This window comes from Streptomyces sp. M41 (genome assembly GCF_043673425.1).
GTDB lineage: Bacteria > Actinomycetota > Actinomycetes > Streptomycetales > Streptomycetaceae > Streptomyces.
Map to the genome: position 1 here is coordinate 42058 of NZ_JBIMKE010000024.1, position 13272 is coordinate 55329.

The 13272-nt window shown below is 71.0% G+C and carries 13 protein-coding genes; 8 read left to right on the plus strand and 5 right to left on the minus strand.

Annotated elements, in window-relative coordinates:
- Positions 1-71: 71 nt before the first annotated feature.
- Positions 72-824 (minus strand): SLATT domain-containing protein, encoded by a 753-nt coding sequence (locus ACHBTE_RS25960; protein WP_394726500.1) that lies wholly within the window; start codon positions 822-824, stop codon positions 72-74.
- 306 nt (positions 825-1130) lie between these two features.
- Here ACHBTE_RS25960 and ACHBTE_RS25965 point away from each other — a divergent pair, with 306 nt between their 5' ends.
- The 3 genes from ACHBTE_RS25965 (at position 1131) to ACHBTE_RS25975 (ending at position 2825) form a co-directional block, all read left to right on the plus strand.
- Positions 1131-1475: a YbaB/EbfC family nucleoid-associated protein gene (locus tag ACHBTE_RS25965; protein WP_394726501.1), complete on the plus strand. Its 345-nt coding sequence runs from the start codon at positions 1131-1133 to the stop codon at positions 1473-1475.
- A gap of 98 nt (positions 1476-1573) precedes the next feature.
- Positions 1574-2173 carry a recombination mediator RecR gene (gene recR / locus ACHBTE_RS25970; RefSeq protein ID WP_030053254.1) on the plus strand — a complete coding sequence of 200 codons (600 nt, stop codon included), beginning with the start codon at positions 1574-1576 and terminating at the stop codon, positions 2171-2173.
- The gene (locus tag ACHBTE_RS25975; protein WP_394726504.1) at positions 2166-2825 is read left to right on the plus strand and encodes a DUF5063 domain-containing protein; all 660 of its coding nucleotides are present in this window, start codon (positions 2166-2168) and stop codon (positions 2823-2825) included. Before recR ends, ACHBTE_RS25975 begins: the two co-directional genes overlap by 8 nt.
- Positions 2826-2984: 159 nt before the next feature.
- Here the strand turns inward: ACHBTE_RS25975 and ACHBTE_RS25980 are convergent, their stop codons facing one another.
- Both ACHBTE_RS25980 and ACHBTE_RS25985 read right to left on the minus strand, forming a co-directional pair.
- Entirely contained in the window at positions 2985-4172 is a 1188-nt protein-coding gene (locus tag ACHBTE_RS25980; protein ID WP_394726505.1) for a cytochrome P450, read from the minus strand.
- A complete protein-coding gene (locus ACHBTE_RS25985; protein WP_394726506.1) occupies positions 4162-4935 on the minus strand; it encodes a tRNA-dependent cyclodipeptide synthase in 774 nt (257 codons plus the stop codon). Before ACHBTE_RS25985 ends, ACHBTE_RS25980 begins: the two co-directional genes overlap by 11 nt.
- Before the next feature lie 279 nt (positions 4936-5214).
- Here ACHBTE_RS25985 and ACHBTE_RS25990 point away from each other — a divergent pair, with 279 nt between their 5' ends.
- The 4 genes from ACHBTE_RS25990 (at position 5215) to ACHBTE_RS26005 (ending at position 9860) form a co-directional block, all read left to right on the plus strand.
- Positions 5215-6492 (plus strand): aspartate kinase, encoded by a 1278-nt coding sequence (locus ACHBTE_RS25990; RefSeq protein WP_394726507.1) that lies wholly within the window; start codon positions 5215-5217, stop codon positions 6490-6492.
- The gene (locus ACHBTE_RS25995) at positions 6492-7556 is read left to right on the plus strand and encodes an aspartate-semialdehyde dehydrogenase (protein WP_394726509.1); all 1065 of its coding nucleotides are present in this window, start codon (positions 6492-6494) and stop codon (positions 7554-7556) included. Before ACHBTE_RS25990 ends, ACHBTE_RS25995 begins: the two co-directional genes overlap by 1 nt.
- Positions 7557-7968: 412 nt before the next feature.
- A complete protein-coding gene (locus ACHBTE_RS26000) occupies positions 7969-8643 on the plus strand; it encodes a SigE family RNA polymerase sigma factor (protein ID WP_394726511.1) in 675 nt (224 codons plus the stop codon).
- A complete protein-coding gene (locus ACHBTE_RS26005; protein WP_394726512.1) occupies positions 8640-9860 on the plus strand; it encodes a hypothetical protein in 1221 nt (406 codons plus the stop codon). The genes ACHBTE_RS26000 and ACHBTE_RS26005 overlap by 4 nt, the downstream gene beginning before the upstream one ends.
- Positions 9861-9918: 58 nt before the next feature.
- Here the strand turns inward: ACHBTE_RS26005 and ACHBTE_RS26010 are convergent, their stop codons facing one another.
- Together ACHBTE_RS26010 and ACHBTE_RS26015 are read right to left on the minus strand one after the other, a co-directional pair.
- Positions 9919-10788 (minus strand): SURF1 family protein, encoded by an 870-nt coding sequence (locus tag ACHBTE_RS26010; RefSeq protein ID WP_394726513.1) that lies wholly within the window; start codon positions 10786-10788, stop codon positions 9919-9921.
- A gap of 44 nt (positions 10789-10832) precedes the next feature.
- Positions 10833-11207, minus strand: coding sequence for a nuclear transport factor 2 family protein (locus ACHBTE_RS26015; RefSeq protein WP_394726514.1), 375 nt, complete (start codon positions 11205-11207; stop codon positions 10833-10835).
- 149 nt (positions 11208-11356) lie between these two features.
- Here ACHBTE_RS26015 and ACHBTE_RS26020 point away from each other — a divergent pair, with 149 nt between their 5' ends.
- Positions 11357-13237: a prolyl oligopeptidase family serine peptidase gene (locus ACHBTE_RS26020; RefSeq protein ID WP_394726515.1), complete on the plus strand. Its 1881-nt coding sequence runs from the start codon at positions 11357-11359 to the stop codon at positions 13235-13237.
- Positions 13238-13272: the final 35 nt, after the last annotated feature.

Genomic DNA, 13272 nt, shown 5'->3' on the forward strand with positions numbered 1-13272 from the left:
GCAGGCGCGCTTGCGGGGCCTGGGGGTTCGGGGGCCGCGGCCCCATCGGGGCGGGGCGGCGAAAGTCCCGGTCACCGCGGTTCCGGTGGGCGCTGGCGGGGCATGTTCGGGCGCGTTCCGTTCGCCTGCGGCACCGACAGCCGTCCCGTCCCGCCCCCCGCGTCCGGCCGGTGCCCGCCGGCCAGCGCCGACTGGATCCCCATCGGCGCGGACCCCGTCCGGAACTCCACCATCCAGTCGGCCGTCTCCGCCCGCACCAGCTCCGCCACGTCCTCCGAGAACCGCCGCAGCACCCCGAGGCACCGCTCGGCCGCCTCACCGGCCGTGCCCTCGGCCGGCCCGAGAACCTCCCGCACGCTCTCCGTCGCCCAGTCGAACTGCAGCACCTGAAGCCGCCGCAGCACCGCCTGCGCCGTGGCGACGTCCCTCATCCACCCCGACGTCACCCCGAAGAACCGGTCGACCGCCACACACGCCACCGCCAGCAGCAACGCCAGATACCCCCACGGCGCCGCCCCGCTCACCATCCGCGTCACGTCCAGCAGCGGCAGCGCCGCCCCCACGACCGCCCCGGCCGCCGCCCCGGTCCGCAGGGCCCGCGCCCCCCGCCGCTTCCACACCCGGTCCGCGAGATACCACGTCGCCGTGTCCAGCGCTCCTCGCTCCACCCACCGGTACAGCTCGTGCAGGCGTACCGCCGGCTCTCCCCAGTCCCCGAGCGGGAACGCCCGCCCCCTCAGATCGCCCGGCCGCAGTCCGGCCGCCCCTTCGCCGCCCCGCCCGTCCTGAGGCGACCTCTCGGGCTGCATCTCCGGCTGACCCACCCGGCACTCCCTACTGATCACGGTGCGTGACCCCACGTGCGACGCGGGTACGAGCCCCGCCGCGCACGCGACGTCACGCAACACCTGAGGCTGACGCGCCGACCCTTCCTACCGCCCAATGGGTGGCGAAGAGATGCCTTTCGCCTCTTTTCCGCCCGGAAGTGGGTCTTGATCAGGTATAGGACTGCCCTTCTTCTCACTCGAAAGAGTGCTGGGGCGACGGCTGCCCGGACCACGTAGGCTCGTGCTGAACGGGAAACCGAGCGGAAACCCCGTACAGACCCCGTAATACGCAAGGAGCTGATCGTGATCCCCGGTGGTGGCCAGCCCAATATGCAGCAGCTGCTCCAGCAGGCCCAGAAGATGCAGCAGGACCTGGCGCGGGCGCAGGAGGAACTGGCGCAGACGGAGGTCGAGGGCCAGGCGGGCGGCGGCCTGGTGAAGGCGACGGTGACGGGTGCCGGCGAGCTCAGGGCGCTGAAGATCGACCCGAAGGCGGTGGACCCGGAGGACACCGAGACCCTCGCCGACCTGGTGATCGCGGCCGTCCACGCGGCCAACGAGAACGCGCAGAACCTCCAGCAGCAGAAGCTGGGTCCGCTGGCCCAGGGCCTGGGCGGCGGCAGCGGCATCCCCGGCCTGCCCTTCTGACCCTCAGGGCGTTGCACGGCTTGCCTTCTAAGACCGGCCGACGCCAACTACCGTACGTACCGTAAGGAACCGCAGGACCCAGGAAGGACGGCAGTCCGTTGTACGAAGGCGTGGTTCAGGACCTCATCGACGAGCTGGGCCGGCTGCCCGGCGTCGGTCCCAAGAGCGCGCAGCGGATCGCCTTCCACATCCTCCAGGCGGAACCCACGGACGTACGGCGTCTCGCGCAGGCCCTGATGGAGGTCAAGGCGAAGGTCCGCTTCTGCGCGACGTGCGGGAACGTCGCGCAGGAGGAGTTGTGCAACATCTGCCGTGACACGCGGCGCGACCCGGCCGTCATCTGTGTCGTCGAGGAGCCGAAGGACGTCGTCGCGATCGAGCGGACCCGGGAGTTCCGCGGCCGTTATCACGTCCTCGGCGGCGCGATCAGCCCGATCGAGGGCGTCGGACCGGACGACCTGCGGATACGAGAACTTCTCGCCAGGTTGGCCGACGGGACGGTCACGGAGCTGATCCTGGCCACCGACCCGAATCTGGAAGGCGAGGCCACGGCCACGTACCTCGCCCGCATGATCAAGCCCATGGGCCTGAAGGTCACCCGCCTGGCCAGCGGCCTCCCGGTGGGTGGCGACCTGGAATACGCGGACGAGGTCACCCTCGGCCGCGCCTTCGAGGGGAGACGACTTCTAGATGTCTGACGCCACGCTGCACGCGACCGAGCAGAACCCGGACGACTTCGCGGTCCAGATCGCGGACCAGATCGAGAGCTTCCTGGTCGCCGTCACCGAGGTCGCGAAGGGCGACGAGCCGGGTTCGACCGTGCCCTTCCTCCTCCTGGAGGTCTCCCAACTCCTCCTGGCCGGCGGCCGGCTGGGCGCGCACGAGGACATCGTCCCCGAGGAGCGCTACGAGCCCGACCTGGGCCCGGAGCCGGACGTCGACGAACTGCGCGAGCACCTCGCCCGGCTGCTGGAACCGGTGGACGTCTACTCGGAGGTCTTCGACCCCTACGAGCCCCGCAAGGCCCCGGTCCCGGCCCGCATCTCCGACGACCTGGCCGACGTCATCACCGACCTGCGCCACGGCATGGCCCACTACCGCGCCGGCCGCACCGCGGAGGCGCTGTGGTGGTGGCAGTTCTCGTACTTCTCCAACTGGGGGAGCACGGCGTCCGCGACCCTGCGCGCCCTGCACTCCGTCCTCGCCCATGTCCGCCTCAACCAGCCGCTGGAGGAGCTGGACGGCCTCGACACCGACCAGGGAGTCGGCGACGACACCCTCGAGTTCGAGGCCGGCAAGGTGATGCAGCAGGAGATCGGGGACCAGTTGGGGCTGCGCCCGGCGACGTAGCGGCGGCCGAGCCCTCCGGTTCCGCCCGGGGCCGGAGGTGATGTCGTACGCCCTGCTCGCAGCGCGCGGACACGGCGACCGGTTCGTGGGTCCTGCACGACCGGTCACCGCGCCCGACGCCGGGTCAGCGATCGGCGGACACGGGAGCTCTCCCGCCGCCTACCACATCACCGGCAGCCGCTCCGGGATCCGTTTCATGAACCCGGTCCGCCACACCAGTTGCTCGATCGGCACCGCGAGACGCAGCCCCGGCATCCGCTCCAGCAGGACCTCCAGCGCGATCTCGGCGTGCTTGCGGCCGAGCGCGGTGGCGGGGCAGTAGTGACGTCCGCCGCCGAAGGAGAGATGGGCCGTGGCGTTCTCCCGGCCGAGGTCCACCGTGTGGGGGTCGGGGAAGGCGTCCGGGTCGAAGTTCGCGCCCTCGACCAGGACCAGGACGAGCTCGCCCGCCTTGACGTCCACCTCTCCCAGCCGTACGTCCTCGGTCGCCAGCCGCGGCAGGCCGTCGCCGATGGACAGGTTGATGCGCAGGAGCTCCTCCACGGCCGCGGGAACCAGGGTGCGGTCGGCGAGGAGCCGTGCGTGCAGCTCCGGGTGCTGGATCAGCGACACCAGCGCCATGGTGAGGAAACCCGCGGTGGAGATGACCCCGGCGCCGAACATCGTCACCCCGACCGTCGCGAGCATCTCGTCGGTGAGGTGGCCGTAGTCGGGGTCGGCGCGCAGGGCGGCGAGCTCGGCCATCAGGCCCGTGGTCGACGGGTCGTCGAGCCGCTTGGCCATATAGGCGATGTCCCGGTCCCAGTTCAGCCGGGCGCCGGCGATCGGGCAGGCCGAGTTCATGAACGCGATGTCCAGGCTCCGCATCAGCCGGGGCGCGTCCTCGAGGGGGATGCCGAGGACCCTGCAGTGCATGCCGGCCGAGTACGGGTCGGCGAAGCCGCCGCGCAGCTCCGCCGGGGCGCCCTCACGCAGCAGCCCGTCGACGAGTTCGGCGGCGTGCGCCCGCATCCACTCCACCAGGCCGGGGCTCTTCGGGTTCAGCGCCTTCAGGACCGCCTTGCGCAGCCCGGCGCCGGTGATGTTCCCCATGTTGTTGACGACCTCGGGCGGGATCGTCAGCGCGTACTGGCGGGGCACACCGGGCGCGGAGGTCTCCTTCAGGCTGAAACGCGGGTCTTCGAGGACCTGCTTGCACAGGGCGTACGACGACACCAGCCAGGCTTCGTCGCCGGCGATGGTGCGCACCCGGCGCACCGGAGTCGCGGTGCGCAACTCCTCTACCTCGTCCGGGAGTTGGTCGCCGCGCCAGGAGAACGGGAAGTCGATGAGGGTGTCAGTGGACATCGGTGTCCCCCTTGGCGGGCGTCACGATGGCGTGGCCCTGGTTGCGGGAGGCGCGCAGGCCGGCGCCCCGGGAGTAGAGCAGCTCGGCCATCGGCAGCAGCTGGTGGTAGCAGTTCAGGGAGGAGGGGACCCCGAGGATGGCGGGGGTGTCCAGGAAGAGGGGGGCCTCGGCGCAGACGTAGGCCAGGCAGACCTCACGCTGCGCATTCGACGTGCCGCCCGTCCCGCCGTCCGGTTCGGCCGCCGTCTTCCCGGACAGGAAGGAGTCCACGAGTTTCTCGCAGGTCGTGCGGAACTCGTCGTCGGTGGCCAGCCGGGTCTGGAGATGGTCGTGGATCTCCCGGTACGCCGGGTTGCCGCGGAAGTCGGACATGGCGTGCGCGCGCAGCCGGGTGCCGTCGGGGTCGACGGCCTGGACGGCGCCGACGACCTTGGCCCGTACGCCGCGCAGGTTCTTCACCGCCTTGCGCCGGGCGTCGTCGGGCGGATAGCCGGACGCCGCGTACATCTCGGCCACGTACAGATCCGTGTGGACGAAGTCCACGCGCTCGAAGTGGGCGAGGCCCCAGCGGGCGAGGTCGTGGACCCGGCGGGCGGAGAAATAGCTGTTGCCCGGGGAGACCCCGATCACGGCATGGTCGCCCGCGACGCGGATGACCTCGCAGTGCGGGGTGAAGGGCTGGATGTCGAAAAGGTGGGCCGGGAAATCGTCCGTATCGGCCCGGGTGACGTGCTGGATCTCGGAAGCGGTCGCAGTCGTCAAAGGAGAAGGTCCCCTTCGCGTCGCAAGTCCCGATGGAGCCTTGTGCCCCTGGTGTGGCGACGACGACGCGAAGTTAGCGGTCGACTACTCAGAGCGTCAATGGCCGTCCGGCGTGCACCCGGTGTCCGTAGTGACCTGCCCCACTTTCCGGAGTGCTCCGCTCCTCACCGGGCAGAGACCATCCCGGAGCGGCCGAATCTCACCATCTGGGAACCCCAAGGTCATTTTCGGACGCTCGATAGACTGAGCCGACACACACGGACTGAGCGAGGAGCGCACGTGGGCCTTGTCGTGCAGAAGTACGGAGGCTCCTCCGTAGCCGATGCCGAGGGCATCAAGCGCGTCGCCAAGAGGATCGTGGAAGCGAAGAAGAACGGCCATCAGGTGGTCGTCGTCGTTTCCGCGATGGGCGACACGACGGACGAGCTGATCGATCTTGCCGAGCAGGTATCGCCGATGCCTGCCGGGCGGGAATTCGACATGCTGCTGACCGCCGGGGAGCGGATCTCCATGGCACTGCTGGCCATGGCGATCAAGAACCTGGGCCACGAGGCCCAGTCCTTCACCGGCAGCCAGGCAGGCGTGATCACCGACTCGGTCCACAACAAAGCCCGGATCATCGATGTCACGCCGGGCCGGATCCGGGAGTCGATCGACCAGGGCAACATCGCCATCGTCGCCGGCTTCCAGGGCGTCAGCCAGGACAAGAAGGACATCACCACGCTGGGACGCGGTGGTTCCGACACGACCGCGGTGGCGCTCGCGGCGGCGCTGGACGCCGAGGTGTGCGAGATCTACACCGACGTCGACGGTGTGTTCACCGCCGACCCGCGTGTGGTGAAGAAGGCGAAGAAGATCGACTGGATCTCCTTCGAGGACATGCTGGAGCTGGCTGCGTCCGGCTCGAAGGTGCTGCTCCACCGCTGTGTGGAGTACGCCCGCCGTTACAACATCCCGATCCACGTCCGGTCGTCCTTCAGCGGACTTCAGGGCACATGGGTCAGCAGCGAGCCGATCAACCAAGGGGACCAGAAGGTGGAGCAGGCCATCATCTCCGGTGTCGCGCACGACACCTCCGAGGCCAAGATCACGGTCGTCGGCGTGCCGGACAAGCCGGGCGAGGCCGCCGCGATCTTCCGTACGATCTCCGATTCCGAGATCAACATCGACATGATCGTGCAGAACGTGTCCGCCGCCTCCACGGGCCTGACGGACATCTCGTTCACGCTGCCCAAGGCCGAGGGCCGCAAGGCCATCGACGCCCTGGAGAAGAACAAGCACGGCATCGGCTTCGACTCGCTGCGCTACGACGACCAGATCGGCAAGATCTCCCTCGTCGGCGCCGGCATGAAGACCAACCCGGGCGTCACGGCCGACTTCTTCACGGCCCTGTCCGACGCAGGCGTGAACATCGAGCTGATCTCGACCTCCGAGATCCGTATCTCGGTCGTCACCCGCGCCGACGACGTCAACGAGGCCGTGCGCGCCGTGCACAGCGCCTTCGGGCTCGACTCCGACAGCGACGAGGCTGTCGTGTACGGAGGCACCGGACGCTGATGGCCGGGCTGGGATCCCGACGACCGACGCTCGCGGTCGTCGGAGCGACCGGAGCCGTCGGCACGGTCATGCTCCAGATCCTGTCCCAGCGCGCGGACATCTGGGGTGAGATCCGCCTGATCGCCTCGCCGCGTTCGGCCGGCCGCAAGCTGGCCGTGCGCGGCGAGGAGGTCGAGGTGGTGGCGCTCTGTGAGGAGGCCTTCGCCGGCGTCGACATCGCCATGTTCGACGTACCGGACGAGGTGTCGGCCCGCTGGGCGCCGGTCGCCGCCGCCAAGGGCGCGGTGGTGGTGGACAATTCGGGCGCCTTCCGGATGGATCCGGATGTGCCCCTCGTCGTCCCCGAGGTGAACCCGCACACCGTGCGGATGCGGCCCCGCGGGATCGTCGCCAACCCCAACTGCACCACCCTCTCCATGATCGTGGCGCTGGGCGCGCTGCACGCCGAGTTCGGGCTGCGCTCCCTGGTGGTGTCCTCGTACCAGGCGGTGAGCGGGGCCGGGCGGGCCGGAGTGGACACGCTCAGGCAGCAGCTGTCCCTGGTCGCCGGCACCGAACTGGGCACCCACCCCGGTGACGTGCGGCGGGCCGTCGGCGACAACACCGGGCCGTTCCCGGAGCCGGTCGCGCTGAACGTCGTGCCGTGGGCCGGGTCGCTGCGCGAGGACGGCTGGTCGTCGGAGGAGATGAAGGTGCGGGACGAGTCCCGCAAGATCCTCGGGCTGCCGAAGCTGCCGGTCGCCGTGACCTGTGTGCGGGTGCCCGTGCTGACCGGGCACTCGCTGACCGTGCACGCCCGCTTCGAGGGCGAGGTCACGGTGGCCAAAGCGCGCGAGATCCTCGCCACCACCCCGGGGGTCGTGCTGTACGACGACCCGGGGGCCGGGGAGTTCCCCACGCCCGCCGACGTGGTGGGCACGGACCCGACCTGGGTCGGGCGGGTGCGGCGCGCACTGGACGATCCGACGGCGCTCGAACTCTTCGTCTGCGGCGACAACCTGCGCAAGGGCGCCGCTCTCAACACCGCGCAGATCGCCGAGCTCGTGGCGGCCGAGTTTTCGTGAGAAAGCCCGCCCTGCCGGAAATCTCCGGGGGTTCGTCGGAATTGTTTGTAGGATCTGTGTGAAGAATGTGAGCCGAACGATGGTCCGGACCACTTGATCCAGACCTCGGTGGCAGCAGAAGATTTTCCTCCCCGCCTTGCAACCGCTTGCAGGGCGGGGAGCGTCTTTGCGGTCGCCCTTATGGGGCGCGAGGCGCGTTTTTTGGCGTGGGGACGCCATGAGCAGGGCGTGGGGACGCCCGCTTCATACAGGACATAAGGGAAGAGCGGGTAGGCATGTGGGCGTTTGACGCACTGTCAGCTGTGCTGCCTGGCACGAGAGGGTCGGCTGCGAGAACCGTGGCCGCGGGCACTGACGCAAAAGTGACGTCAGGCACGTACAACCCTCACGGGGGGACGCGTGTCCAACTGGCGTGGCAGAGGTACTCGACTTCAGCGCGGCGACCCGCGGTACGGCTCTACGGCCGCCCCGCCGGCCCCGTATGCCCGGGGCGCCCGGCGGCATGCCGGTGATCGCGCCCATGCCCGCAGCGCGGCCCGCCCGCATCCCCAGTCAGCGCGACGGCGCCGACCACGCCGAGGACCTCGCGGCGGCCGGTACGACCGTCGACCACCTCACCGAGACCTATCGGGCGCACTACCGCTCCCTGCTGGGACTCGCCGCCCTTCTCCTCGACGACACCGCCTCCTGCGAGGACGTCGTCCAGGAGGCGTTCATCCGGGTCCACTCCGCGCGCAAGCGGGTGCGGGACCCGCAGAAGACGCTGGCCTACCTGCGCCAGACCGTCGTCAACCTGTCCCGCTCCGCCCTGCGCCGCCGGATACTGGGCCTGAAGCTGCTCTCCAAGCCGATGCCCGACATGGCGAGCGCGGAGGAAGGCGCGTACGACCAGCTCGAGCGTGACTCGCTGATCCGGGCGATGAAGGGCCTTCAGCGCCGGCAGCGCGAGGTGCTGGTCCTCAGGTACTTCGCGGACATGACCGAGGCTCAGGTCGCCGAGACGCTCGGCATCTCGCTGGGCTCGGTCAAGGCGTACGGCTCGCGCGGCATCGCGGCGCTGCGGGTCGCCATGGAGGCACCGGCATGAGCGGGGACAGCCACGACCATGAGGGGCGGCGTGCCGAGCACGTCCCCCATGAGCTTGCCGGGGATCCCCCCGAGCCGTCCGGGCCGCGCGGGATACGCGAGCCGACCGGCCGGCCGGACAAGCAAGAGCCGAAGCAATCGCACGCTGGGAACGGAACTGTGAACCACGGCCCCGACGACCAGGGCCCCGACGGGCTCGACTCGGACGAGCTGGCACTGCGCCGCATGTTGCAGCAGGCGGTCGACGAGATCGAACCGCGCGACGGCACGCTGGACCATCTGCGCCGTGCGGTGCCCGCGCGGCGGGCGCGCAAGCGGCAGGCACTCGTCGGCGCCGCGGCAGCGGCGCTCTTCGTGGGCACCGCCGTCCCCGCCCTGGTCCATGTGTCCAACTCCACCGGCGCCAGCGTCAACTCCTCCAACGCCGGCCATGGTGAGCAGGCGCAGGGCGGAGCCGGCTCGGGCAAGGAGACCGAGGGCGGCCAGAGCACCGCCGGCGGCTCCTCGGGCAGCAGCGAGCACAAGGGCAAGGGCGACCCGAAGGAGAAGGACGAGGACACCGCCGGTGCCGGTACGGGCAGCGGGCCCGGCAGCTCCGACGACCCCCTGGCCACCAGCACGGCCGGCATCCCCGTCTGCACCGCCGAGCAGCTCGGCGCGACGCCCGCGACGGCCGACATCCCCGACTCGTCCGGCGCGGTGTACGGCACCTTCCGCTTCAGCAACGTCTCCACCGCGGACTGCACGGTCGGCGGCCCCGGCACGGTCGGGTTCGTCACGGCCGGCGCGGCGGACGCCACGAAGATCGGCGGCCCGGTCCGGCATGTCGCCGGCGACCCGGCGGCCGGACTGCCCGACCCGTCCCTGGAGCTCCCCTCGCTCGTCCTCAAGCCGGGCGACTCCTACCAGGTGAAGTTCGCCTGGATCCCCACGGAGACCTGCCCCTCGACGGGCGAGAACAACGGCGGCGGCACCGGCGGGCCCGAGCCCTCACCCGACCCGACCCCGACCGAGAACCCCACCGGCGCCACCGAAGGCACCTCCACGGGCGGTGACACCGGCACCTCGACCCAGATGCTCGCCGCCGAGGGCACGGCGGAGGGAAGCGTCACGGTGTCCAACACCACTCAGGCGGGCACGACGGCTTCGGTGGCGGTGTCCAACGCCTGCGCGGGCACGATCTACTGGACGGGCCTGCTGGCGGGCGCCCAGGCCTGAGGGGCCCGGGCGCAGCCATGAGGCGCCGGTGTACGGGCATGAGGCGCCGGGCGTCGCGCTAGGCGTTCGCCCGCTGCTCGGGCCGGCCCCCGGCCGGGTCCTCGGGGGCCTGCGGGCTCTCGGAGGTGTCCGCGCCAGAGCCCTCGGGCCCGTCGCCCGGTACCAGGTCGTCCGGTACCAGGCCCAGCTCCGCGTCGCGGGCGAACTCCAGGTCGCGGCGGAGCAGCCGGAACCACATGAAGACCACGAAGCCCGCGAAGACGAACCACTCCCCGGTGTAGCCGAGGTTCTGGAACGCCTTCAGGTCGAGGCCGGTGTCATTGGCGGCGGTCACCGGCACCGGCTTCATGCCGGAGTCACCCTCGCCGAGGGTGACCCAGGCGTCGTAGACGTCGTACGACACCAGGTTCACCAGCGACGCCGCGCTGATCGCCGCCGTCTGGCCGGCCGGCAGGCCGCCGCGCGCCGGTACGCCGTTCTCCCCCGGGACCTCGGACGCCTGGAGCGCGCCGGTCACCGTGACCTCGCCGCCGGGCGCGGCAGGCACCTCGGTCCGGCCGGCGTCGCCGGGCAGCCAGCCTCGCACGACCGGCAGCGCCTTGCCGTCGTCGGTGCGCAGCAGCGTCAGCACGTAGAAACCCCGCTTGCCGTCGAGCTCCCGGTCCGGCACGAGCAGCTGCTCGCCGTACCGGCCGCTCGCGGTGGTCTGCCGGCCCACGGTCGCCTTGTCGACGGGCAGCAGCTCGGCGAGCGGGCGGGCCGGCTCCTGCTCGTTCTGCGCGGCCTGCTCACCGGCGTTGCGATGGTCGTCCACCCGGGCCTCGAACCGGCCCAGCTGCCACGACCCCATGAACACGCAGAAGGGGATGGCGAGCAGCACGAAGACGTTGATCCCCCACCAACGGGGCGTCAGCAGAAACCGGTACACGCCCTCAAAGGTACGGGGCTCGCGCGCGAGGCCGGGCCGCGGGGTCAGTAGCGTTCGGTGAGGTGATCGCGGCCGGCCGGGGGCTCGTACGGCTCGGGCCAGAAGTCCGTGACCGTGGATATACGGCCGTCGGCGTCCCCCGTGAAGAAGGAGATGCCGTACATCTCCTCAAGACCCACCGTGACGTGGATCCAGGTCACCGCCTGGCCCGGCTCGGCGACCACCCGCTCCGTCCGCAGATGCCACTCGCCCGGATACTCCCGGTTGAACCGCACATAGCGCTCCCGGCCGGAGATGCGCTCGCGCGTCTGCGGCAGGGTGTAGACGACGTCCTCGGCCAGGGTCTCGGCGAAGGCGTCCCAGTCCCGGGCCTCGGCGGTGGCCCAGAAACGCTCGACTGTCTTGCGCAGATCCGTCATGCCGAGAAGTCTGCAACCCGGCACTGACAATCGGCCGCCGCTCGACTCGAGCGCGTACAGCCGGTCCAGGCCCAGCCGGCCGCGGCAAGTTATCCACAGGCTGGGGGCCGCGCCAGCGCATTGTCGTCCGGACCAGGCACTATGGGGCCATGACTGAGAGCCGTGGGGCCGATTCGCCCGATCACCTCGAGCAGGACCAGGACATGCCGGACTGGGAGAAGCGCTTCCGGGCGCCTCGGGTGTCGCTGCCCGACTGGGCGGAGGACGCTCCGGACCGCTCCTTGTTCGTGTCCAACGCCACAGGGACGTACGAGCTGTACGCCTGGGACCGTGCGACGGGCGAGCAGCGCCAGGTGACCGACCGGCCCAACGGCACGACCGACGGGGTGCTCACCCCGGACGGCGCCTGGATCTGGTGGTTCGACGACAAGGACGGCGACGAGTTCGGCGTCTGGCGCCGCCAGCGGTTCAGCGGCGGCGAGGACGAGCTCGCGGCGCCCGGCCTGGACCCGTCGTACCCGGCGGGCCTCGCCCTGGGCCGGGACGGCCGTACGGCGATCGTGGGCCGCTCCACGGACGAGGACGGCACGACGATCCACCTGGCCCGCACCGGCGAGCCGCCGGTGGAGCTCTACCGCCACCGTGAGTCCGCGGGCGTCGGCGACCTCAGCCACGACGGCAGACTGATCGCCGTCGAGCACACCGAGCACGGGGACGCGATGCACTCGGCCCTGCGCGTCCTGCGCACCGACGGCACGGTGGTCGCGGAACTCGACGACACCGACGGCGGCACCGAGGAGCTGGGCCTGGAGGTCCTGGGCTTCGCACCGGTCGACGGCGACACGCGGCTGCTCATCGGGCACCAGAGGCGTGGCCGCTGGGAGCCGCTGGTGTGGGACGTGGCCACGGGCGAGGAGACGGACCTCGCGCTGGAGCTGCCCGGCGATGTCAGCGCGGAGTGGTATCCCGACGGCACCGGTCTGCTGATCGCGCACAGCCACGAGGCGCGCAGCGAGCTGTTCCGGTACGACCTGGCCGGGCAGGCGCTGGAGCGGATCGCCACCCCGGCGGGCTCGGTGTCCGGGGCGACGGCCCGCCCGGACGGCAGCGTGGAGTATCTGTGGTCGTCGGCGGCGGAGCCGTCGGTGGTCCGCTCGACGACGGGGCGGGTCGTGCTGGACCCGCCGGGCATGAAGTCCCCCGGCTCCGTCCCGGTGCGGGACGTGTGGGTGGAGGGGCCTGGCGGCCGCATCCACGCGCTGGTGCAGCGCCCGGAGGGCGTCGAGGGCCCGCTCCCGACCGTGTTCGACATCCACGGCGGCCCGACCTGGCACGACAGCGACGCGTTCGCGGCCGGCCCGGCGGCCTGGGTGGACCACGGGTACGCGGTGGTGCGGGTCAACTACCGCGGCTCCACGGGCTACGGGCGGGCCTGGACGGACGCGCTCAAGCACCGGGTCGGGCTGATCGAGCTGGAGGACATCGCGGCAGTGCGCGAGTGGGCGGTGACGTCCGGGCTGGCCGACCCCGACCGGCTGATCCTGACCGGCGGTTCGTGGGGCGGATACCTCACCCTCCTCGGCCTCGGCACCCAGCCGGACGCATGGACGCTGGGCATCGCGGCGGTCCCGGTCGCCGACTACGTCACGGCCTACCACGACGAGATGGAGGCGCTGAAGGCCATGGACCGCACCCTGCTCGGCGGCACGCCCGAGGAGGTCCCCGAGCGCTTCGAGGCCTCGTCCCCGCTCACCTATGTCGACCGGGTGACGGCACCGGTCTACATCTCGGCGGGCGTCAACGACCCGCGCTGCCCGATCCGGCAGGTCGACAACTATGTGCAGCGGCTCGAGGCCCGCGGAGCGGTGCACGAGGTGTACCGGTACGACGCGGGCCACGGCTCGCTGGTGGTGGACGAGCGGATCAAGCAGGTCCGCCTGGAACTGGACTTCGCCGAACGGCACTTGGCGGGCAGGGGGCCAAGTAGGGGCGACGGGCGAGGGGCCATCCCGGAGACAAGCAGCACCTGATTCGCCGCCATGTCAACATAGGTTGACGGGTGGGG

Bases quoted from the DNA above. Each gene is read 5' to 3' on its own strand.
- ACHBTE_RS25975 (WP_394726504.1), top strand. From the start codon at position 2,166: ATGTCTGACGCCACGCTGCACGCGACCGAGCAGAACCCGGACGACTTC.
- ACHBTE_RS25980 (WP_394726505.1), bottom strand. From the start codon at position 4,172: ATGTCCACTGACACCCTCATCGACTTCCCGTTCTCCTGGCGCGGCGAC.
- ACHBTE_RS25995 (WP_394726509.1), top strand. From the start codon at position 6,492: ATGGCCGGGCTGGGATCCCGACGACCGACGCTCGCGGTCGTCGGAGCG.
- ACHBTE_RS26005 (WP_394726512.1), top strand. From the start codon at position 8,640: ATGAGCGGGGACAGCCACGACCATGAGGGGCGGCGTGCCGAGCACGTC.
- ACHBTE_RS26015 (WP_394726514.1), bottom strand. From the start codon at position 11,207: ATGACGGATCTGCGCAAGACAGTCGAGCGTTTCTGGGCCACCGCCGAG.
- ACHBTE_RS26020 (WP_394726515.1), top strand. From the start codon at position 11,357: ATGACTGAGAGCCGTGGGGCCGATTCGCCCGATCACCTCGAGCAGGAC.